At 61.4% G+C, this 22,062-nt stretch carries 22 protein-coding genes and 1 tRNA gene; 4 read left to right on the forward strand and 19 right to left on the reverse strand.

The window, feature by feature from the left end:
* Positions 1 to 300: 300 nt before the first annotated feature.
* Positions 301 to 2,508, reverse strand: a complete 2,208-nt coding sequence (gene katG / locus ADU59_RS25190; protein ID WP_068957811.1) for a catalase/peroxidase HPI — start codon at positions 2,506 to 2,508, stop codon at positions 301 to 303.
* Positions 2,509 to 2,616: 108 nt separating this feature from the next.
* On the opposite strand from katG, the gene ADU59_RS25195 reads away from it, so the two are divergent.
* Positions 2,617 to 3,516 (forward strand): hydrogen peroxide-inducible genes activator, encoded by a 900-nt coding sequence (locus ADU59_RS25195; RefSeq protein ID WP_068957813.1) that lies wholly within the window; start codon positions 2,617 to 2,619, stop codon positions 3,514 to 3,516.
* Position 3,517: 1 nt separating this feature from the next.
* Here the strand turns inward: ADU59_RS25195 and ADU59_RS25200 are convergent, their stop codons facing one another.
* The 7 genes from ADU59_RS25200 to ADU59_RS25230 form a co-directional block, all read right to left on the reverse strand.
* Positions 3,518 to 4,393, reverse strand: coding sequence for a dienelactone hydrolase family protein (locus tag ADU59_RS25200; RefSeq protein WP_068957815.1), 876 nt, complete (start codon positions 4,391 to 4,393; stop codon positions 3,518 to 3,520).
* A 217-nt stretch (positions 4,394 to 4,610) separates the two neighbouring features.
* Positions 4,611 to 5,393 carry a 3-hydroxybutyrate dehydrogenase gene (locus ADU59_RS25205; RefSeq protein ID WP_068957818.1) on the reverse strand — a complete coding sequence of 261 codons (783 nt, stop codon included), beginning with the start codon at positions 5,391 to 5,393 and terminating at the stop codon, positions 4,611 to 4,613.
* A gap of 12 nt (positions 5,394 to 5,405) precedes the next feature.
* Entirely contained in the window at positions 5,406 to 6,146 is a 741-nt protein-coding gene (locus ADU59_RS25210; RefSeq protein ID WP_068957820.1) for an acetoacetate decarboxylase, read from the reverse strand.
* Entirely contained in the window at positions 6,143 to 7,291 is a 1,149-nt protein-coding gene (locus ADU59_RS25215; protein WP_244506509.1) for a DUF3734 domain-containing protein, read from the reverse strand. Before ADU59_RS25215 ends, ADU59_RS25210 begins: the two co-directional genes overlap by 4 nt.
* A 232-nt stretch (positions 7,292 to 7,523) precedes the next feature.
* Positions 7,524 to 7,943 carry an MAPEG family protein gene (locus ADU59_RS25220; RefSeq protein ID WP_068957822.1) on the reverse strand — a complete coding sequence of 140 codons (420 nt, stop codon included), beginning with the start codon at positions 7,941 to 7,943 and terminating at the stop codon, positions 7,524 to 7,526.
* A 147-nt stretch (positions 7,944 to 8,090) separates the two neighbouring features.
* On the reverse strand, positions 8,091 to 9,587 hold the full coding sequence (gene guaB, locus ADU59_RS25225) for an IMP dehydrogenase (RefSeq protein ID WP_068957824.1): 1,497 nt from the start codon (positions 9,585 to 9,587) through the stop codon (positions 8,091 to 8,093).
* A gap of 532 nt (positions 9,588 to 10,119) precedes the next feature.
* Positions 10,120 to 10,989, reverse strand: coding sequence for an MBL fold metallo-hydrolase (locus tag ADU59_RS25230; RefSeq protein ID WP_425332055.1), 870 nt, complete (start codon positions 10,987 to 10,989; stop codon positions 10,120 to 10,122).
* Between the two features lie 313 nt (positions 10,990 to 11,302).
* Here ADU59_RS25230 and ADU59_RS25235 point away from each other — a divergent pair, with 313 nt between their 5' ends.
* A complete protein-coding gene (locus tag ADU59_RS25235) occupies positions 11,303 to 12,715 on the forward strand; it encodes a DHA2 family efflux MFS transporter permease subunit (protein ID WP_068957826.1) in 1,413 nt (470 codons plus the stop codon).
* 12 nt (positions 12,716 to 12,727) lie between these two features.
* Here ADU59_RS25235 and ADU59_RS25240 read toward each other — a convergent pair whose 3' ends face one another.
* From ADU59_RS25240 to ADU59_RS25250, 3 genes are read right to left on the reverse strand one after another with little or no spacing between them, the layout of a single operon-like run.
* The gene (locus ADU59_RS25240; protein WP_068957827.1) at positions 12,728 to 13,111 is read right to left on the reverse strand and encodes a VOC family protein; all 384 of its coding nucleotides are present in this window, start codon (positions 13,109 to 13,111) and stop codon (positions 12,728 to 12,730) included.
* Positions 13,112 to 13,114: 3 nt separating this feature from the next.
* Positions 13,115 to 13,894 (reverse strand): RlmE family RNA methyltransferase, encoded by a 780-nt coding sequence (locus tag ADU59_RS25245; protein WP_068957829.1) that lies wholly within the window; start codon positions 13,892 to 13,894, stop codon positions 13,115 to 13,117.
* Positions 13,891 to 15,477 (reverse strand): Ppx/GppA phosphatase family protein, encoded by a 1,587-nt coding sequence (locus tag ADU59_RS25250; RefSeq protein ID WP_068957831.1) that lies wholly within the window; start codon positions 15,475 to 15,477, stop codon positions 13,891 to 13,893. Before ADU59_RS25250 ends, ADU59_RS25245 begins: the two co-directional genes overlap by 4 nt.
* Before the next feature lie 257 nt (positions 15,478 to 15,734).
* On the opposite strand from ADU59_RS25250, the gene ADU59_RS25255 reads away from it, so the two are divergent.
* Positions 15,735 to 15,808: transfer RNA gene (locus tag ADU59_RS25255), tRNA-Gln, on the forward strand.
* Between the two features lie 346 nt (positions 15,809 to 16,154).
* Here the strand turns inward: ADU59_RS25255 and ADU59_RS25260 are convergent.
* From ADU59_RS25260 to ADU59_RS25295, 8 genes are all read right to left on the reverse strand, one after another.
* A complete protein-coding gene (locus tag ADU59_RS25260) occupies positions 16,155 to 16,343 on the reverse strand; it encodes a hypothetical protein (RefSeq protein ID WP_068957833.1) in 189 nt (62 codons plus the stop codon).
* A gap of 167 nt (positions 16,344 to 16,510) precedes the next feature.
* The gene (locus tag ADU59_RS25265) at positions 16,511 to 16,783 is read right to left on the reverse strand and encodes a hypothetical protein (protein ID WP_068957835.1); all 273 of its coding nucleotides are present in this window, start codon (positions 16,781 to 16,783) and stop codon (positions 16,511 to 16,513) included.
* A 93-nt stretch (positions 16,784 to 16,876) separates the two neighbouring features.
* Positions 16,877 to 17,533, reverse strand: a complete 657-nt coding sequence (locus ADU59_RS25270; RefSeq protein WP_068957837.1) for a DUF3313 domain-containing protein — start codon at positions 17,531 to 17,533, stop codon at positions 16,877 to 16,879.
* Between the two features lie 133 nt (positions 17,534 to 17,666).
* Positions 17,667 to 18,992, reverse strand: coding sequence for an ATP-binding protein (locus ADU59_RS25275; protein ID WP_068957839.1), 1,326 nt, complete (start codon positions 18,990 to 18,992; stop codon positions 17,667 to 17,669).
* Complete coding sequence (locus ADU59_RS25280) at positions 18,989 to 19,723, reverse strand: response regulator (RefSeq protein WP_068957841.1); 735 nt, start codon at positions 19,721 to 19,723, stop codon at positions 18,989 to 18,991. Before ADU59_RS25280 ends, ADU59_RS25275 begins: the two co-directional genes overlap by 4 nt.
* Before the next feature lie 77 nt (positions 19,724 to 19,800).
* Positions 19,801 to 20,118, reverse strand: coding sequence for a hypothetical protein (locus tag ADU59_RS25285; RefSeq protein ID WP_068957843.1), 318 nt, complete (start codon positions 20,116 to 20,118; stop codon positions 19,801 to 19,803).
* 113 nt (positions 20,119 to 20,231) lie between these two features.
* Entirely contained in the window at positions 20,232 to 20,546 is a 315-nt protein-coding gene (locus tag ADU59_RS25290) for a hypothetical protein (RefSeq protein ID WP_068957845.1), read from the reverse strand.
* Between the two features lie 194 nt (positions 20,547 to 20,740).
* Positions 20,741 to 21,220 (reverse strand): hypothetical protein, encoded by a 480-nt coding sequence (locus tag ADU59_RS25295; protein WP_068957847.1) that lies wholly within the window; start codon positions 21,218 to 21,220, stop codon positions 20,741 to 20,743.
* A gap of 501 nt (positions 21,221 to 21,721) precedes the next feature.
* On the opposite strand from ADU59_RS25295, the gene ADU59_RS25300 reads away from it, so the two are divergent.
* Positions 21,722 to 21,955 (forward strand): hypothetical protein, encoded by a 234-nt coding sequence (locus ADU59_RS25300; protein WP_068957849.1) that lies wholly within the window; start codon positions 21,722 to 21,724, stop codon positions 21,953 to 21,955.
* The last annotated feature ends 107 nt before the right edge of the window (positions 21,956 to 22,062 follow it).

Raw genomic sequence — 22,062 nt, forward strand, 5'->3', positions numbered from 1 at the left:
GGCCTTTTTGTATTCCCCAATATGGATATCCGGCCCATAAACGCGGCCGTAAAAATCGACTGCAATATGCTGCATTATGCTTTCGTTCTAAAAACCATCCCCCTGGGAGGCCGGCTGGGCATTTATAGTTCAATCCGAATATCTGCCCAAGACGGCGAGACGGACCATTTTTGGTTGGATCGCAGCCTTTAAGTCTTCGCTCCATGCAAAAGGACCGGATCCCTTTCGGAACCCGGTCCATCGTTGCCGTGATGCTTGACCGCCACCTATCGGGCAGCGGCCGGTATCGCTGAGTTCAGATCAGACCAGATCAAACCGGTCCGCGTTCATCACCTTGTTCCACGCGGCGACGAAGTCACGGACGAATTTCTCCTGAGCATCGTCCTGGCCATAGACTTCGGCCAGAGCGCGGAGCTGAGAATTCGAGCCGAAGACGAGATCGACGCGGGTGGCGGTCCATTTCAGGTCGCCGGTCGTGCGGTCACGCCCCTCGAAGACGTCCTTGTCCGCCGAGACCGCCTTCCACACCGTGCCCATGTCGAGCAGGTTGACGAAGAAGTCGTTGGTCAGCGTTTCGGAACGCTTGGTGAAGACACCGTGCTGGGACTGGCCGTAATTGGCATTCAGCGCGCGCAGGCCGCCGACAAGCACCGTCAGTTCCGGGGCGGTCAAGGTGAGAAGCTGGGCCTTGTCGATCAGCAGTTCCTCGGCCGATACCGTGAAGCGGGTTCCCTGATAATTGCGGAAACCTTCCACAACAGGCTCGAGCACCGCGAAGGCCTCGACATCGGTCTGTTCCTGCGACGCATCGGTACGGCCGGGCGCGAAGGGAACGGAAATGTCGTGGCCGGCACTCTTCGCCGCCTTTTCCACCGCAGCGGCACCGCCGAGCACGATCAGATCGGCAAGCGAAACCTTCTTGATGCTGGTCTGCGCATCGTTGAAGGCCTTCTGGATGCCTTCAAGGGTTTCCAGAACCTTGGCCAGCTGGGCCGGCTGGTTGGCTTCCCAATCCTTCTGCGGGGCAAGACGGATACGCGCGCCATTGGCGCCGCCGCGCTTGTCGGAGCCGCGGAAGGTCGAGGCCGACGCCCAGGCAGTCGATACGAGCTGGGAAATCGACAGGCCCGATGCGAGGATCTTCTCCTTGAGGGAGGCGATGTCCCCGGCGTCGATCAGCGGGTGGTCGGCGTCCGGAACCGGATCCTGCCAGATCAGTTCTTCACTCGGAACTTCCGGCCCGAGATAACGCACACGCGGCCCCATGTCGCGGTGGGTCAGTTTATACCAGGCGCGGGCAAAGGCATCGGCGAACTGGTCGGGATGCTCGAAGAAGCGGCGCGCGATCGGCTCGTAGACCGGGTCGAAACGCAAGGCGAGGTCACTGGTCAGCATATTCGGCGCGTGGCGCTTGGACGGATCGTGCGCATCCGGCACCGCATTCGCGGCCGCACCGTCCTTCGGGCGCCACTGATGGGCACCGGCGGGGCTCTTCGTCAGCTCCCATTCGAAACCGAACAGGTTTTCGAAGAAGTTGTTGCTCCACCGGGTCGGCGTCGTCGTCCAGGTGACTTCGAGACCGCTGGAGATCGTGTCGCCACCCTTGCCGCTGCCGTAGCTGCTGGCCCAGCCGAGACCCTGCTCCTCGATACCGGCCGCTTCTGGCTCAGCACCGACATGGGCCGCATCGCCGGCACCATGGGTCTTGCCGAAGGTATGGCCGCCGGCGATCAGGGCGACGGTTTCCTCGTCATTCATGGCCATGCGGGCGAAGGTCTCGCGGATGTCGCGGGCGGAGGCCAGCGGGTCCGGATTGCCGTTCGGGCCTTCCGGGTTGACGTAGATCAGACCCATCTGCACGGCGGCAAGCGGGTTTTCCAGGTCACGGTCGCCGCTGTAGCGCTTGTCATCGAGCCAGGTGCGCTCCGCGCCCCAGTAGATGTCCTCTTCCGGCTCCCAGACATCGGGACGGCCGCCGCCGAAACCGAAGGTCTTGAAACCCATGGATTCCAGCGCGACGTTGCCGGTCAGGATCAACAGGTCCGCCCAGGAAAGCTTGTTGCCGTATTTCTGCTTGATCGGCCAGAGAAGGCGGCGGGCCTTGTCGAGGTTGACGTTATCCGGCCAGCTGTTGAGCGGCGCAAAACGCTGGGTGCCGGAGGAAGCACCGCCACGGCCATCGCCCGTGCGGTAGGTGCCGGCGCTGTGCCAGGCCATGCGGATGAAGAAGGGGCCATAGTGACCGAAGTCTGCCGGCCACCATTCCTTCGAATCCGTCATCAGAGCGAAGAGATCCTGCTTGACCTCGGCAAGATCGAGCGTCTTGAACGCCTCGGCATAATCGAAGCTCTTGCCCAACGGATCGGAGAGCGCCGAGTTCTGGTGGAGGATCCTGAGATTGAGCTGATTGGGCCACCATTCCCGGTTCGACGTCCCCTCACCTGCGTTGCTGGTGAGCGATCCGTGCATGACCGGACACTTGCCCGTTTTCTCGACTTTGGCGTCCATATTGGCCTCCTGTTGATCTGCTATGGCGTTGGTTCGTACGCAACATCCTCCATCCATTTCATAATTTCCAATTGTATTTAATTGAAAAATCGATAAGATATTCCTATCATGATCACGATCCGTCAAATGCGTTATTTCGATGCGCTCGCCAGTGCCCGGCACTTCGGCCGGGCGGCCCAGATCGTCAATGTCAGCCAGCCGGCGCTATCGGCGCAGATCGCCGAAATGGAACGTGAGCTCGGCGTCACGCTGGTGGAGCGCGGCAAGGGCCCGACGCTGCTGACGCGCGAAGGCGAGGCGCTTCTGCCGGAAATACGCAAGCTTCTGGGCGGCATCGACCAGCTCTATCAGCAGGCACGGCAGGTCACCGGCGTGCTGGAAGGCAAACACCGGCTGGGAATGATCCCGACCGTTGCCCCCTATCTCGTGCCTGTCCTCATTCCGCTCGTGCGCGAGCGCTACCCGAACCTGCAGATCGAGCTGAAGGAGCTTCTGACAGGCCCCTGCCTCGACGACCTGCGCCACGGCCGGCTCGACAGCGTCATCGTCGCTCTCCCCATCGACGAGGAAAACCTGTCGAGCGCATTGCTGTTCGAGGACCGGTTCCTGATCGCCAGCACGGAGGATGAAAATACCATCCTGATGTCGCCGATGACCGAGGACAAGGTCGATGTCGAACGGCTGCTTCTGCTGGAGGAAGGCCACTGCCTGCGCGACCATGCGCTGGCCGTCTGCGGCATCAACTCCGGCCGGCGCGTCGCCAATTATGGCGCAACCTCGATGGCCACATTGCTGCAGATGGTCAGCCACGGCATGGGCATCACGCTGATCCCGGAGATCGCCGTCAACGACGAAAAGACCCGCAACCGCATGCGGATCGTTCCCTTCGCCGAGCCGCAGCCGTCGCGCAGGATCGGCCTCGTCTGGCGCACCCGAAGCGGCCGCCAGAACGACCAGCACGCGCTGGCCAGCCTGATCTCGGAGGCGGCCAAGCGGTTGCTGCAATAGATCACACCACCTTCGCCTTCAAAAACTCCACCGTCCGGCCCCAGGCCAGATCGGCTGCTGCCTTGTCATAGCGGGCAGCCGAGGTGTCGTTGTTGAAGGCGTGGTTGACGCCGTCGTAGATGTGGATGGTGAAGTCCTTGCCGTTGTCGGTCAGCGCCTTTTTATAGGCATCGATGCCGGCATTGATGCGGTCGTCGAGGCCGGCATATTGCAGGAGGAGCGCCGCCTTGATCTTCGGCACGTCTTCCGTCGGCGGCTGGGCGCCGTAGTAGGCGACGCCCGCCTTGAGATCCGGCGAGGCGACGGCCAGCTTGTTGACCAGACCGCCGCCCCAGCAGAAGCCGATGGCGCCGGCCTTGCCGGTGGTGATGTCATTGCCTTCGAGATAGGTCACGGTCGCAGCCGCATTGTCAACGGTCTGCTTGGCGTCGAGTGCACCGATCATTTCGCGCGCCTTGTCTTCGTCGGCCGGGGTTCCGCCTGCGGGAGAGAGAAAATCTGGCGCCAGAGCGACGAAACCTTCCAGCGCCATGCGGCGGGCGACATCCTTGATATGCGGGTTGAGGCCACGGTTCTCATGGATGACGATGACGGCGGGCAGTTTGCCGGATGCATCGGCCGGGCGCACCAGATAGCCCTTCATATCGCCGCCGGCACCGGGATAGGTGATATCCTCGACCTTCAACCGCGGGTCCGCTTCGGCGATGATTTCGGCTTGGGCGCTGTTGGCGGCCAGCAACGGCGCAATCGCCGCCGCACTGGCAGCGGATCCGGTCAGCACCGTCAGCTTCTGCATGAAGGATCGCCTGTCGAGGCTCAGATGCGTGTATTCGTCATAGGCATTGATCATCGCCTGGGTGATGATGGGCTTGTCCATGGTTTCCTCCTGTGGCCTGCACCGACAGATCCGCAAGCGGATATGACGGTGCTCGTTGGTGACATCCTGATCACGGCACGCCTCCATGATGGCGGAACGGGACAACAGAATTGCGGCATGGACGGCCGCTGACAACAATCGGCCCGCCACCTGACGCAATCGTGATCCGGCCGTGACCGCCTGGATGCAGATCGAAGCGGCCGGATCGACATTGCTGCTACTGCATGTACCAGCCGTGGCTGACGACCAGCGACTGACCGGTCAGCGCATTGGTCTCGAAACCGGCAAACAGCAGGGCCACTTCCGCGACGTCCTCGACGGTGGTGAATTCGGTATCGACCGTACCGCCGAGCATCATCGTCTTGACGACATCGGCCTCGGAAATGCCGAGCGCCTTGGCCTGCTCGGGGATCTGCTTTTCGACCAGCGGCGTCTTGACGAAGCCGGGGCAGATGACGTTGGCACGCACGCCGTCCGGTCCGCCTTCCTTGGCCACCACCCGGGCAAGACCGAGCAGGCCGTGCTTGGCGGTGACATAGGCCGATTTGAGCGGCGAAGCCTCGTGGCTATGCACCGAGCCCATATAGATGATGGCGCCACCCTTCTGCGCCTTCATGTGCGGGACGCAGGCCTTGGTGGTGAGGAACGCGCCATCCAGATGGATGGCGAGCATCTTCTTCCAGTCGGAAAAGGCATAATCCTCGATCTTGTTGACGATCTGGATGCCCGCATTGGAGACGAGAACATCCACCCGGCCCCATTTTGCAACGACAGCGGCGACACCGGTGTTGACGGCTTCCTCGCTGGTGACATCCATGGCAATGCCGATGGCTTCCCCCGGTCCCATCGCCGTCAGATCCTTGGCCGTCGCTTCGGCGGCGTCGAGTTTCAGGTCGGCAATGGCGACCTTGGCACCTTCGGAGACATATTTCTTGGCGATCGCCAGGCCGATGCCGCTGGCCGAGCCGGTGACGATGCAGACCTTGTCCTTGAGTTTCATGGTTTTTACTCCCTATTTTGCAAGATAATCATGGACCACTTCGCCGAGGCCCAGCGTCAGGTCGGAGAGAATGTGGACGGCGGATTTGACTTCGAGCACCGGCAGGTCGGCAACCGGCGCCAGCGCATGCGGAAACAGCGCCAGAGCGCCCGGCCCTTCCCAGGCGCCTTTCACCGTCAGGTCCTCGAGATAGTAGCGCACCAATTCGCAGATGCGCGGCGTGCAATCGACATGCGGAATGATCTTCAGCATGAAATTCGGCTGTTTCAGGCTTTCGAGGATTTTCGCCGTGTCGAGCGTGCGGTGCTTGAAGCCCATGGTCGCGGTGGCAACCCGCTGGCCGCCATAGTCGAGCGTGCCGACCAGCGCATCCTTGACCGCATGCAAGGACGGGTCGGCGAGCTTCTTCGGGAACCCCCAGATTTCACGGCCGCCGGCGATCGGCGCGTCGTCGTTGAGATACATGGAATGCACGTAGCCGCCATGCACGCCCTCATAGGTGACCGGGATCACCTGGCCGGATTCGGTATAGTCGCCGAAACCGGTGGAATCCGGCATGCGGATGAATTCGTATTTGACCAGCGGCTCGTCGAATTGCAGCGGCTCGGGCACCACCCGGCGAAGCGCTTCCGGATCGGTGCGGTAGGTGATGATCATATATTCACGGTTGACGAACCGGTATGGCCCCGGCGGATAGGACGGGCTGGTCAGCGGCATGGCGAAGGCATTGCGGATCACATCATCGATTTTCATGATTTTTTCCCACGCAGGCGTTTCTCGGCAAGATCGAAGACCCCGATGCCGTTGGTCGGACGGGTGCGATTCAGCCAATCGGGGTGATTCAGCGTCTCGACCACATCGTCGTGCCCGGCCTTCCAGTGTTCCTCCACTGACAGCCGGGAAAACTCATAGTCCTTGGATCCGCTTTCATAAGCGGCATGACGGTAGATCAGATGCACCATGGTGACGGCGCAGTCATTGCCGATCTTTTCGAGAAGCCGCGCGTCGGGATCGTCCTTCAGCTCATCCGGTAGTTTTTCCATCAGCCGCTTGGCGGCCATGCGAATGGTCTGCAGCTTGCGGAACTGGTCGGTGTTCAAACGCGTGCGGCTGGAAAAGCGGATTTCCTTTTCCCGGGCCTCGACATCGAACAGGTCCTTGGGCAACTGGCCCCGCGCGCTGAACAGGTCGACCTGGAAGATGCAGAGGTCAGCCTCCAGCTCCTCGCCGCCGAGGATCCGCTGCAGCGGCGTGTTGGACACGATGCCGCCATCCCAATAATAGCGGCCATCGATCTCGATCGGCGCAAAGCCGGGCGGCAGGGCGCCGGAGGCCGCCACATGCTTGGTCGTGAAATCGCAATGCCGGTTGTCGAAATAATTGAAATTGCCGTTCACCACATCGACCGCCCCGAGGCTGAGGCGGATGGCGCCGGAATTGATCAGATCGAAATCGATGAGGCCGGCGAGCGTCTCCTGCAGCGGCGCCGTATCGTAAAGGCTGATCGCGGCCATCGGATCGCCAGGGATGTTCCACGGCGCGAAGGCACGCGGCGTGAAGAAGCCGGGAACACCGGTCAAAGAGCCGAGAACGGCGGAGGATTCGTTGAACCACTTCCGCATCGCGTCGCCATTGCCGAGGAAATGTCCGGGAAGGCCGGAAGAGACGCGATGCCAGAAGGTTCGCAGATTGTCGATCCGGGCATCCACCGGGCTGCCGGCGATGATCGCCGAATTGATGGCGCCGATGGAGATGCCGGCAAGCCAGTCGGGACGAATGCCCGCTTCGTGCAACGCCTCGTAGGCACCCGCCTGATAGGCGCCGAGAGCGCCGCCGCCCTGAAACACCAAGACGGTTTTCTCTGTCGGTACGGTTTTTTCGACCGGTATGCTGCTCACGGAGTGCTTTCCTCTGAATTGCTGCGATGCAAATGGAAAACGCCCTGGAGATTAACGGGTTCCGCACCGGCAGATTAAGTTTTGGTAATCCGGAAAGGCAATTGGGAAGGAAATCTTTTATTCGATTCAGATACTTGCGTTCTGCACGCTGCGTTGCCCCTCCATCGGGAAGCTGGATGATAATTCAGCATTGTGCACTGCGCAATGCAACAGAATGTGACGGCACGGCTTGTCAACCCGCGGCGATATGAACGGCGAAAAGCACCCACAACATGACATTCAAGACGAACCCACTCACGAACAGACGCTGACGGAACTTCAGCCGGTTCGAGGTGACATGCACATAGGCATGCGCAAAGCGGCTCAAAACAAAGAGCCAGGCGACCGCGAGCACGGCATGGTTCACGCCGGCGGTCAGATAAAACAGAATGCAGACGAAAAAGAAAAGCACGGGCAGTTCGAACTGGTTGATCAGACTGTGGGCGACAGTTGCGCTGGGCTCAGGTTCGATGGCCGGAATGCAATAGTCCTGCAATTTGGCAAGACCGGCGCGCACGGCGCGAGAGCGGCGCTTCAACATCAGAATATAGACGGCATGGATCAGGGCAACCTGTGCGATGACAGGCCAGAAGATCGCAGTCGATGTGGACATGATCACTCCGTCGGTTCGAACCATCCAAGATGTATCGCCAACAGATTGGAAATCCAGAGCAGAGACAAGAAAGGCGGCGAAGATGTCTCCGCCGCCTTTTCCATCAGAACTCCCATTGCCGCGCTGAAACGGCGCTGGGGAATGATCTTACATCGCGCCCGGATAGTTCGGGCTTTCTCGGGTGATCGTCACGTCATGGGCGTGGCTTTCGCGCAGGCCCGCGCCGGAGATGCGCACGAAGGTGGCCCGCTCCTGGAAGTCCTTGATCGTCGCGCCGCCGACATAACCCATCGAGGCCTTCAGGCCGCCAGCGAGCTGATGCAGAACGCCGGAAACCGGACCCTTGTAGGGAACCTGGCCTTCGATGCCTTCCGGCACCAGCTTCAGCGTGTCGCGCACTTCCGCCTGGAAATAACGGTCAGCCGAGCCGCGCGCCATGGCGCCGACGGAGCCCATGCCGCGATAGGCCTTGAACGAACGGCCCTGGTGGAGGAACACCTCGCCCGGGCTTTCGTCGGTACCGGCCAGCAGCGAGCCGATCATGCAGGCGGACGCACCGGCGGCGATCGCCTTGGCCAGATCGCCGGAGAACTTGATGCCGCCATCGGCGATCACCGGGATATTGGCCGCCTGCGCTGCCTCGACCGCCGCCATGATGGCGGCGAGCTGCGGTACGCCGACACCGGCGACGATGCGCGTGGTGCAGATCGAGCCCGGGCCGATCCCGACCTTGACGGCATCGGCACCCGCGTCGATCAGTGCCTTGGTGCCCTCAGATGTGGCAACATTGCCAGCCATGATACGCACCGAATTCGACATGGTCTTGACCTTGGTCACCGCGTCGAGAACGCGCTGCGAATGGCCATGCGCGGTATCGACAACGATCAGGTCGACACCGGCCTCGATCAGGCGCTCGGCGCGCTCGATGCCGTCATCGCCGACACTGATGGCGGCGGCGGCCCGCAGGCGCCCTTGCGCGTCCTTCGAGGCATTCGGGTTGAGCTGCGACTTCTCGATGTCCTTGACGGTGATCAGACCGACGCAACGGCCGTCGCCATCGATGACCAGAAGCTTTTCGATGCGGTGCGAGTGCAGGAGGCGCTTGGCTTCCTGCTGATCGACATTTTCGGTGACCGTGATCAGGTTGTCGCGGGTCATCAGTTCGTAAATCTTCTGGCCCGGGTCGGAGGCGAAGCGCACGTCGCGGTTGGTGACGATGCCGACCAGACGGCCGGGAACGCCGCCCGTGGCGTTTTCGACGACCGGAATACCGGAGATCGAATACATCTTCATCAGCGCCAGCGCGTCGGCAAGCGTTGCATCCGGACCGATGGTTACCGGATTGACGACCATGCCGCTTTCGAACTTCTTGACCTGGCGGACCTGCTCGGCCTGTTCGATCGGGGTCAGGTTGCGATGGATAACGCCGATGCCGCCGGCCTGCGCCATGGCGATCGCCAGTCGTCCTTCGGTGACGGTGTCCATGGCGGACGAGAGGATCGGCAGATTGAGATCGATATCCTGGGCGATGCGGGTGGCGATGTTCGTCTGCCCCGGCATGACCTCGGAATGTCCGGGTTGCAGAAGAACGTCGTCGAAGGTCAGAGCCTCCAAACCGGTTGCCGTTTCGATGATGCGAGCCATGGCCAATCCCTTCAATAGATGAAACGCTCCGCGGACGGTCTTGGGAACGGTCCGGCGGGAGACTTGCAAGAGTTTCTTGGAAGTTGGCGAGGGCTCGTAACACGGATATGACGGAATGGAAATAGCAAAAGCCCGCAAATGACGGGATCGCCGTGCCATCGATCTGCCGGAATGCCGTGCGCGGAGCCCGGGACTTGCATTCGAGCACCGATGCGCTATTTTTGGAGTGTCGGCGCAGGGGCGAACCTGCACCGACGTTTACTGCTTATCTGAGGATTTGGAACCGGACAGAGGCTTGCCAGCCTGTCCGGTTTTTCTTTAGCGTCAGCGTGATGCTAAATGGCAGATACCACATAGATCACATCCAAGTTCGAAGACAAAGCTGATGCCACAGTCGGGAAAGCTCATCTCCCCGATGCGCCGGCCGGCACGACGCCGCTGCTTCTGTCTTCGCCCCGGACAACTTTACCAAACCCGGTACGGGCTGCAAGCCACGGGACTAACCGGCAGGGCAGCACGTCGCGACGCCGTATCAGAGTTCGAACTGGTAGGTTTCCGGCACGAAACGATAACCCTGATCCTGCTTCTCGATGAAGCCGACGGCTGGGAACGGCATGTGATAGCCGACGAAGGGCAGACGATCGGTGGCGACCATATCGAAGACCTTTTTGCGGGCGGCGGCGGCCTTTGCCTTGTCCATGTCGAACTTCACCTCCCAGTCCGGCCGCTGCAGCGACAGCACGAAATGGTTGGCGGTATCGGCTGTCAGAACCAGGCCCTTGCCATCCGATTCGACCTTGAACACCATATGGCCCGGCGAATGGCCGAAGGCTGCCATGGCGGTGATCCCCGGGACCACTTCTGCACCATCGCCGATGAACGTCATCTTTTCGGCAAGCGGCACGACATTCTTCAGCACGCCATTGTGTCCGCCCTCGGCCGGCGTTCCGACACGGGCCTCGTCCTTCCAGAAATCGAACTCCGTCTGGCCGGCAACATAGCGCGCATTCTTGAAGGCCGGAGCACCGCCCTCCATCAGCCCACCGATATGATCGCCGTGCATATGGGTGAGAACGACGATGCTGACCTGATCCGGCGCATAGCCCGCAGCAGATATTCCCTCCAGCAGATGACCGGCACCAGCCGCCCGGCCGCCCTCACCCATGCCGGTATCGAACAGAATCACCTCGGAGCCGGTATCGATCAGCGTCGGCGAGAAGCCGTTGACGAATTTGTCGGTGGGCAGGAAATTTGCCGTGAGCAGATCGCGCACCGCTTCCGGCGTCTGGTTGGTCCCGAACGTTTCCTCGGGCTTCTCGCCGATCCGGATGCCGTCGCTGATGACGGTGACGCCGAAATTGCCGATCTTGAAGCTGTTGGTCCTGCCTGCCGGTGATGCCATCGTGTCCGCTTTCGGTTCGCTCTGCGCAAAAGCAGCCCTGCTCATCAGGAACGGCGTCGCCAAAGCCCCGGCTGTTGCCGCTCCAAATAGGGTACGTCGGCTCAGGGGAATAGATGTCGTCATGCTGCCCTCCATTGTTTTTCAGGATTGGATCGCGGCGGCGTCCATCCGGCAAGGCAACATCTAGGGTCTTGACAGGAGATGCCCGCAGGACTCACAGGGATGTGATCGCAAGTTGAACGGGGCATGACGACTTTTGCCTCAAAAGTCCTATGTTCCCTTCGCTCCGCCCTACCGCGCAAGGCCACCCCACATGAACCGCATCGTCCCGATGATCCTCGCCGTCGCTCTGTTCATGGAGCAGATGGACTCCACCGTCATTGCCACATCGCTGCCGGCGATTGCCCATGATCTTGGTGTCGGGCCGATCACACTGAAGCTGGCGCTGACCGCCTACATGGTATCACTGGCGATCTTCATTCCACTCAGCGGCTGGATGGCCGACCGTTTCGGGGCCAAGCGTATCTTTCGCGCCGCCATCCTTGTCTTCGTCTTCGGCTCGATCCTGTGCGCCGCATCCGACAGCGTGCTTGCCTTCGTCGTCTCCCGCTTCCTGCAGGGCATGGGCGGCGCGATGATGACGCCGGTGGCGCGTCTCGTTCTCGTGCGCTCGACGCAGCGCAGCGAACTGGTCGGCGCCATGGCGCTTTTGACCATCCCGGCGCTGGTCGGGCCGCTGGCCGGCCCGCCGCTCGGCGGTTTCATCACCACCTATTTTTCCTGGCACTGGATCTTCCTGATCAACGTGCCGGTCGGCATTCTCGGCTATATCCTGTCGGGCATCTACCTGCCGGAGATCGTAAGCGCAGCGCCGCCGCCGATCGATATCAAGGGCTTCTTTCTCAGCGCCGTCGCCGCGTCGGGCGTCATGTTCGGGCTGTCGGTGATGAGCCTGCCGGCGTTGCCGCCGCAGATCGGCGCTGCTGCCGTCGTCATCGGCATTGTCTGCGGCGTCCTTTATGTCCGCCACGCGCGGCGCCATCCGGCCCCCCTGCTCGATCTCAACCTGTTCAAGGACAGCGCCTTCCGGGCCGCGGCCATCGGCGGCTCACTGTTCCGCATCTCGATCGGCGCCGTGCCCTTCCTGATGCCGCTGATGCTGCAGGTCGGTTTCGGCCTGACGCCGTTTCAATCCGGCATGATCACCTTCGTCGGCGCTGTCGGCGCACTGACGACCAAGTTCTTCGCCAAGCGCGTGCTGATCTTTGCCGGCTTCCGCACGACGCTGATCCTTGCCTGCATCGCCGGCACGATCCTGACCTTCGTCAACGGCCTGTTCACCCCGGCAACACCCTACGTCGTCATGATGTTCACTCTGCTGCTTGCAGGCTTTGCCCGGTCGTTCTTCTTCACCAGCGTCAATGCGCTGGCCTTCGCGGATCTGCCGGATTCGGACGCCAGCAAGGCAACCTCGATGAGCGCCGTGCTGCAGCAGATGAGCCTCGCCTTCGGCGTCGCCACGGCCGGCGCCATCCTCGAAATCGAGACGACGCTGACAGGATCGAAGCTGGAGCTGCAGGATTTTCAGATCGCCTTCATGCTGATCTCCGCCATCACGCTGACGGCGGTCATCCCGCTGATCCGTATGTCGAAAACGGCGGGATCCTCCGTTTCCGGACACAAAATGCGCACGGAAGATAAGGTCGAAACCATCCCCGTGAAATAGCCGGCCGCGGCTTCACTCCGGCCGCTCGCAGACCGCCGAAAGCTTGTTGCCGTCGGGATCGCGGACATAGGCGGCGTAGAAATGGGCGTGAAACGGCCGCAGGCCCGGAGCGCCCTCGTCGATGCCGCCATGGGCAAGCGCTGCACGATGGAAAGCATCGACGGCAGCCCGGCTTTCGGCTTCAAGCGCCACCATCGAGCCGTTGCCGATCGTCGCGGCATTCCGGTCATGCGGCGTGACGACCCAGAGGCGGCAGCGGCTGTCGCTTTCGGCCGCATAACCGATCTCGACATCATCCTGCTTGCGGCGCTTCAGGCCGAGTGGGGCCAGCGCCGCATCGTAGAAATACTGGGCGCGGCTGAGATCGTTGCTGCCGATGGTGACGTAGAGCAGCATCGCTTACTCGGCCTCGACCGAATCCCGCTCATCGGCCACTTCCCTGTCGTCGATCTCGGTCCCGCTGTCATAGAGCGAAGCGGCACCCGGCTTGCGACCCTTGAAGCCCTTGGCGAGCAGGAACATCTCGACCGATTCGGCCCGCGAGGCCGCCGGCTTGACATGGATGACCTGTTTGAAATTCTGCTTCAGCAGCGTCAGAAGCTCACGCTCGGCGCCGCCCTGGAAGGTCTTGGCCAGGAAGTGCCCACCCTCGCCGAGAACGTCGATGGCGAAATAGGCGGCGACTTCGCACAGATGCATGGTGCGGATATGGTCGGTCTGGCGATGGCCCGTCGTCGGCGCTGCCATGTCGGAGAGCACCAGATCCGGCGTCCCGCCCAGCGCCGTCATCAGCTTTTCCGGTGCTGTCGGATCGAGGAAATCGAGCTGCAGGATATGAACGCCCGCCAGCGGATCGAGCTCGAGAAAATCGATCGCCACCACCTTGGGATCGCTGTCGGTGGAGTTCGTCACCTTGGCGGCGATCTGCGACCAGCTACCCGGGGCAGCGCCGAGATCGATGATGCGCTTGGCACCGGAGAGGATCTTGTGCTTCTCGTCGATCTCCAGGAGCTTGAACGCCGCGCGGGCGCGATAACCTTCGAGCTGGGCGCGCTGCACATAGGGATCGTTGATATGGCGCTCGATCCAGCGCCGCGACGACGCCTTGAGCTTGCCCTTCTTGACCTTCTGGCCAAGCTTGCGCCCGGTGCGGTTTCCGCCGATCGGGGGTTTGGTCATTGCGTGTTTCCTTCGTGGGAACCGTATTGCGCCGGGCCGCGCCCATGCCGGCGCGCGCGGCCGCGCCGCCAGACGCCGTCATCGGCCATCATGTCGGTGAGAAGCCCTTCGCGCAAACCGCGATCGGCAACGCGCATGCGCTCCGACGGCCAGCGGCGGCGAATGGCTTCGAGAATGGCGCAGCCGGCCAGAACCAGATCGGCCCGGTCCGGCCCGATGCAGGGATTGGCGGCGCGGGCGGTGAAATCCCAGGACAACAGACGCGCCTGCATCGCAGACACCTCGTCGTCCGACAACCAGAGACCGTCGACCTTACGGCGATCATAGCGCGGCAGGTCGAGATGGACGCCGGCCAGCGTCGTGACCGTGCCGGAGGTGCCGATCAGATGGAAGCCGTTCTCGTCGCCGGGATTTTCCAGCGTGTGGATCGCCGGGCAATCGAAATTGTCCAGCATGCCCTGAACTTCCCGGACCATCGCCTCGAACCCCTGCGGCGTGACATCCTGACCGCCATGGCGCTCCGACAGCGTCACGACGCCGACCGGCAGCGAGGTCCAGTGGGTGATATGGTTGGCAAGCCGGCTGGAGCGGTTGTCACCGATCTTGATGACGGCGATTTCCGACGAGCCGCCACCGATATCAAACAGCACCACCGATTTGGTTTCGCGCCCGACCAGCGACGAGCAGCCGGAGACGGCAAGCCGCGCCTCGGTCTCGCGGTTGATGATCTCGAGTTCCAGCCCGGTTTCCTCAAGCACCCGCACGAGGAAAGCCTCGCCATTTTCGGCGGCGCGGGCCGCCTCCGTGGCAATCAGCCGGGTCTTGCGGATCTCGCGGGTCTTCAGCTTGGCGGCGCAGACCTTCAAGGCCTCGATCGATCGGTCCATCGCATCCTGCGACAGGCGGCCGGACGCACCGAGCCCCTCGCCGAGCCGGACGATCCGCGAAAACGCATCGACGACGCGAAACTGGCCGGGACGGGTCGGCTGCGCAATCAAAAGGCGGCAATTGTTGGTGCCGAGATCGAGCGCCGCATAGAGCGGCGAGCCCTGATCAAGACCATGCGAAAATGCCGGGCCATTGCCGCGCCGCTCATGGCCGTTATAGCCCGGCGCCGGCCGTTCGACCGTGGCGGCGCCAGAGGCCGCGGACGGCGGCCTGACAGTATCCGTGACGGGTCGCGGCTTGTCGCTGGTCGCCAGCGGACGGCCCTGCAGGCTGCGGCGCTGCCGGTGCTTCTTGCTGCGTTTCGGACTGGAATTGTCACCGCCGGGAACAGCGAGCGGCCGGGCAACAGAGGCATCGCCCACCGTGGCGGAAGCAACCGGTTGCTGTGCCTGGCCGGATTTGGAACGGCGCCTGCGCTTGCGTTTGCGCACCGGCTCGCCGGTGGCATCTGTCACTTCGGGACGCCGTGTTTCTCCGTTACCAACGGAGGAACTGGCATTCGCAGAAGCATTGCGCGACGGTTTGCCCCGTCTGCGCTTGCCTTTGCCGGAACGGGGCGGTGACTGCCCGTCGTTGCGGCCTGCTGCCGACGCCCCGGAAACGGACGGCTGTTCGCCGTTGTCGGGGTCTCTCACGTGTCTGTCCATTGCGCCGCGCGGAACGATAGCCGCTCAAGGCGCTCTCTTGATTTTCGTTGGACTGACTTTACCAGTGCCGCCGCAAATCGCCAAATTCTTTTTGTACACCGTTCCGGCAGCCCCGGAATCCCGCGTCTGCGGGCATCGCGGAGGGATTTTGCCGGACACTGCGGATTTTTTGCCAAAATCTATTGCATCCGCTGATCTTTTGTTTATAAGCCCGCCTCACCGGCAGGGCATAGCCCTTGCAGTTTTGGGGAATAGGTTAACGGTAGACCCACGGACTCTGACTCCGTTAGTCCTGGTTCGAATCCAGGTTCCCCAGCCAAACTTTTTGTCAGTGAAAAACACCCTAAAGAATCTGCTTACAAACAAGCGGAAAGTTTTTCCGAGCTGTATTTCCGTATCAATATGCGGATCGTAACTATTTGCCGTTTTGAATCAGAAACCCCACCATGGATTTCATATCTTGGCTTTTGGCACTGATCGGCATCGGTCGCAACCGTGCGATGCACCGCAGTGACCGACGCAACGAAATGGTTCGCTTAAACGCCGAAGTCGCCGGAGAGGTCGGACGTACTCTCGACATTCTGGCATTGGCTACGCCGTAGCCTGACGCGCCTGGCGTCGTATAGCAACAACTGGCGTCGCCGATCTCAACACGCCTGATGCCCTCACACGCTTCCACGCATGCGCAGTGCCGCCTCGGGAACATGGCGGGATTTCTGTGGGGTTTTCTGCTTCCGGGCGGCGGTGTGAAGCAGGAGAGCCATTCCGCTCAACGACACCCCGTCGGCGCGCATCACCTGGCGGATCAGCGGATCGGTCAGGACATCGGCTATCGAAAGATCTTTGTAGGTCATGGTCATTTCCCTTTGATAGAGAGCCTGACAATAACCGGGGCAGTGAGCACTGCGATGACAAAAGCCGGACCAAAACAAGGCGGCTGGTTCCATTTTGTTGCGGAAGAATGGCGGGCTCTGCGGCGAGGCCACCCCACGCCTTCAACGGCAGTGGGGCACGCCGGTCTTCACCAAGCGGCTGGCCAGATAGGGCGGCCGTAACGGTCGCGCGGAACGTCGCGGTCCCTGTCGCGCCGGCGGTCCGGGCGGTCCCAGTCCCTGCGGCCGTCGCGCCAGCCATCCCTCCATCGCGGATCGGCCCGGCGGTCGCCAAAGTCGCGATACCAGCGAAAGTCACCGTCATGGCGGGGCCTGCCCTCATAATACTCCCTGTCATCGACGCAGCCTGCAAGCAGCAAGGCCGATCCGATCAAAACCCCGGACAAAAAAGGACGCATCATCTGTCTTCCTGCCTATTGGCGTTGGCGGGCGGCACGGCTGCCTGCCTTGGAAAATTCGAGCTATCGTCGTTTAGCTGACGGTCTCGGCTCGCCCTATTTGAACTGCGCCAGCAGCGCATCGGCGCCCTTGTCGATGCCGACCTTGGAGCCCTTCAAGGGGGAGAAGGTCGCGCCGGCATTCATGGCGTTCGGATATTGCTTGGTGACATAGGCCGACAGCAGGCGATTGCTCGGGGCATCGTAGATTTCGACGGCGTAGTTGACCGAGCCTGCCATCGTCCCTTCCCGGCCGCGCACCGCCTGGGCGGCGTTGATGACGTTGCCGCCGACATCGAGATGCGAGAACGGTCCCAGGAACGGGGTCGTATCCTTGGCACCCGTCAGCGTCAGATGAAGCCTGAGCGTGCCGGGGCTGGCACTGTTGACGCTTGCAAATCGCGGCCGCAGCTTTTCTGCGAACCGATCCTGCATGTAATTGGCCAGCACGGCTTTGTCTTTTTCGGCCATTTTGACGAACTGGTTGTCCGGGCCGCTATAGATCGTCACCGGATCGATGATGATCTTGTCGTACTGCCGCCAATCGACATTGCTCGTGTAGCGGTAGGGAACGCGGCCGCTCTTGTCTTCGGGGTTGGGCTGGAGCTGCGGTGCCGAGGCCAGCCCGGCATAGACGGTGGGATCGGCGGTCGTGCATCCGGCTGTGATCGCGGACAGCGCGATCAGGGCGGCATGGATAGGGCGGAATGTCATCGGGTCTTGGGCTCCAGCGGGAATTTTGCCGAACGGCACGGTTTGCTGGAGACATTTCTATTCGATCGGTATGTTGCGGTGTCTTTTGAAATGTCTGGAAATGTTCGCGGTGCAAACCGGTCAGTTGACCGGCCTAAACAGCCGGAAGATCGATAGCGATGACCAGACCGTTGGGTTCCCCGTCCAGCAGCGCGAATTGCCCCCTGTGCGCCTTCTTGATGATGCCCTGCGCAATGGGAAGGCCAAGACCGAAGCCGCCTTTCAGTCCGATCTGCCGGGATTCGTCCGCCTTGAAAAACGGCTCCAGAACCTTTGCCTTGAGTTCATCGGTCAGGCCGGGGCCGTTGTCGGCCACCCTGATCTGAACCCCGCCATCGTCACGATGGCGCAAGATGAGATCGATCTGCGTTGCGTAGCGAGACGCGTTGTCGATCAGGTTCGTCAGCGCCCGCGTCAGCGCCTGCGGTTTGCAGACATAGGCCAGCCGCCGCGGTCCGCTATAGGCCACGTTGACGCCCGTATCCGAAAAATCCGACGCGATCGTCTGCAACAGGCTGGAAAGATCGACCTTCCGGTCGGTTTCCCCCTCAGACGGATCGTTGAAATAGGCCAGGCAGCCGTCGATCATGGAGACCAATGTTTCGATATCGGCCAGCATCAGCCGGCGAAGCTCCGGATCGCCGGACCGCTCGGCGCGCATGCGCAATCGCGTCAGCGGTGTTCGCAGATCATGGCCGACAGAGCTGAGCACCATCGTACGATCCCGCGCCATCTTCTGGATCCGGTTGCGCATGACGTTCAGCGATTCCGCCAGGCTGCGGATTTCCGATGCGCCTTCCGCCTCGAAGGGCTCGTCGGTATTGTCATCGGCGCTGACCCGTTTTGCCGCGGTGGCAAACCGGGTCAGCGGATCGGTGATCAGCCAGCTGCTGAAGACGGCCAGCAGCAGCAGCGGGATGACGATTTTCAAAAGCCCGCTTGCCACCGCCGGAGCAAGCCAGAGCCGGGGCGGAAATACCGGCATGTGAAAGATCAGCGCACGCTCTGCGTCGACCCTGACAACCAGAAAATCGGCTTTCGGCTCCCTTGCCAGCGTATCCCTGATCGATGTCAGGATGCTGCTTGCCAGCAAGGACTTGATCCGCTCGACCAGATCGCTGGAAGAGATGATCTTCTCCCGGGCGGCGGCGGCGTTGCCGGGAGCGAGCTTTTCCACCCGCACCCCCAGACGCACCGCAGCGCTTAAAACGGCATCCTCCTCCTGCGTCGATGCCGCCTCCCGGAAATGATCGAGAACCATCTCCGCCTGCCCTGCAAACAGCCCATTGCGGAAATCGCGATCGTTGCGGCCGTAGATGAACGGCTCGGACACCATCGCAATGACGGAAACGAGGACAACAAGCACAGTCGCCAGGATCAGTATCTGCTTCTGGATCGAAGCCCTGCGCAGGGTTTTCAAGGCAGGCGCTCGACTTTGGATGCGAAAAGATAGCCTCCGAGCCGCACCGTCTTGATGAAGGTCGGATCCTTGAGGTTCGGCTCTATTTTCTGCCGGACCCGGCTGATATGGGCATCGATGCTGCGCTCGACCGGGCCGGCCGATCCGGCATGCGTCATCGACAGGAGCTGCTCGCGCGTCAGCACCTTGTTGGGGTTGGAGCAGAACGCCAGGAGAAGATCGAACTCCGCTGTTGTCATCGAGACCTGAGCGCCATCGGCGTCGTGGAGCTGCCGGCTTTTGGGATCGATACGCCAGCCTGCGAACGTCATCGGCGCCCGATCCTCCTCCGGCTCCTGGGCGTAGGATGCCCGGCGCAGGATGCTCTTGATCCGTGCCATCAGCTCGCGTGAGTTGAACGGCTTGGTGACATAATCGTCGGCTCCGAGCTCGAGGCCCAGAATGCGGTCGATATCCTCCCGCAGCGCCGTCAGCATCAGGATCGGGATAGACCGCGACGCGCGCAGCCGCCTGCAGATGCTGAAGCCGTCTTCTCCCGGCAGCATCGCGTCCAGCACGATCAGATCGAATGCGTGCCGGGCCAGCAATCGATCCATCTCGCTGCCGCTCGCCGCCGACGTGGCCTCAAAGCCGTTTCCCTTGATCAGCTCGACCAGCATGCCGGCGATGTCCGGATCGTCCTCGACGATCAGGATATGCGTCTGGTCGGAGACTGCCATTTCATATGCCATGATCGATCGCTTTGCTGTCGATGAAATTCTACCGCCGGTGAAATTATCTCATTTCAGCGGGCGGATGTCATTTAGGTTCATTCGAAGCGCTGCTGGCGCGCTGCCGTACCAGCCATCTCGGCAATGCTCCCGGCAAGCATATGCGCATCCAGATAGGTCTCGACATTGACGACCGGGAGGGGAGAGAGGCGGCGTATCGGGCCAACCAGGGCCGTGACCGTGACGACGGCAGTGTAGCTGCCCAGCGTGACCGCCTCTGTCAATTCGCTCAACCGCCAGATGGTGGTAACGGCAAAGCCATACTCCGTGAGGAATGCCGTCAGAGCGGTGGCGGCGTCCGGGTCCGGCAGGCAGAGCAGGACCTGCGTCCGGCTTGGATTACACGTTTGCAGCATGGGACATCCTCAAGGCGATACAGGCTGCAGGATATCAACTGTGATGCAATTCTGTGTTCGAACATGTTGGGATATGTTGCGGCCGGCCGGAAGGCACCAGGAGCCGCGCCTGTTCAATCCGTCCCATTGTGCCGGAAAGATTGTGCGCCGGGAATCGCATTCGATGAAACGGCCATGAGCGGAACGGTTGGCGCTCGAAGCTCGGTATCGACGAGAACCGTCGCGATATAGCAGGCCCGCACGATCACCAGACCGAAGACGCAGAGCGAAACCAGTCCAGCCCCATAACGCCCCAGAACAGAGCGCTTACCGAACTTTGCCAGAAGATTGGCCGCGGACCGTTTGACGAACTGCCCCGTTGCCACGATGACGAAGAGAGCCGTGATCACGAAACCGCTCAAGGATACCGCACCAATCGCCCAGAACATCAAAAGGCACCCGCCATACAGAAGCAGCTCCCGTCTCAGGGCTGCAATTTGACACTGGTCAAGAAGGGTTGACCGCGAAGACGTGTTTGCGTGACCGTTGGCCAAGACTGGCTCCACATTTCCGGACCGGTCTCCGTTGCCGGGTACCGGGCCTACCGGCGCCATCGGTCTCATCCGGATCCTGAAGCCGCCTCTCAATCCTTTGCGCCGGCGGGCATACGGCCGCTGAAAAGGGCCCTTGCGGCAGTCCACCATCCAGACATCTGCCGCGCACGCGCATTCAAATTGGTGTCTGTTGCCGGCTTGCCATGGAGAATCGCGCCCCTGGCCACCCTTGGTTCATGGAGAGCCTTGATCCGCTGCAGAAACGCCTTGCCGTCAAACTGCTTTGAAGAGCTCACCATGCCCCCGGAGGAGACGACGGTGTGGAAAAACACCTCCAGGTTCACGACCGGCATGGATTTGATATTGCGCACCATATCGATATCCGGCCGGGTGGTGACCGCCAGGGAATGCCGGTCCGAGCGCAAGGCATCGAACAGTTCCGGCACCGAAAACACGGCCGTCGCCGCATATCCATGCTCGATGAGCTTCGACACGATAACCTGCGCTACGCCGTTCGGGAGAAAGACCAGAATCGCCTTCTGGTCGTTGATTTGCAAAGTCGACGTCACGGCCGCTCTCCTGTCTGTTCGGAGAATAGGTACCGCACGTCCTTGTATTGGTGTGTTTCGTTTTATTCGATTTTGTTGCGAGGGCCGATTCCGGGGCGCGCTGATCAAAACCTGCTTGTAAAAATCATGGTATCAATTGGCTGAAAAATCTGCGAAAGGGCTGTCGTCCGCAAGGACCGGACGCGGCTGCTATTAGATTTAGAATAGGGCCGGGCGGGCAGATTGACGTCTCTCTCGCTGCCACGAAAAAACGTGGCCGTCCATTCTGCCCCCGATCGTCCTTGCACGACCCCCATCAAACCCATGATCCATCCATAACAGCGATTTGCGTACCCGTTGAATGCGCTTTGTGGATACACCGCTCGGCAATCAATGCTACAGGTCGCAGCATGAGCAGAGGCATGGCCGCGCGCCATTCCGGCGACGCCATGTCGCCGAACACCGGACCGAACGGCCACCACCGGCTTTATCGGCACCGGACATCCTTGAAAGGCGCCCATCATGGCCGAGAAATTCATCGTTCTTCCCTATCGCAAGGTCCGCGGCGGAATGGCACCGGGAGAGATGCGCCAGGCATCCAATGCCGCCAGCGCCGAGAAGATCGCCGCCGCCATGGCGGGCCGCTTCGCCGGCGTCGCGGCCTATGCCGTTGAGGTCGACGAAGAGACCGGCGACATGACCAGTCCGCGCCTGCTTGTGCAGTTCGGAGACATCGCCGAGCTGCCATCCGCCTAGAATACCATGCGATCAAGGAGACGCATTCTGCTGGCCCCAGCGCGTACTTGATCAAAAAAGCGGCCATTCGCCTGCTTTTCGGTCTGAAAATCGTCTTTTCAAGGAAC

The organism is Pararhizobium polonicum, from assembly GCF_001687365.1.
Lineage (GTDB): Bacteria > Pseudomonadota > Alphaproteobacteria > Rhizobiales > Rhizobiaceae > Pararhizobium > Pararhizobium polonicum.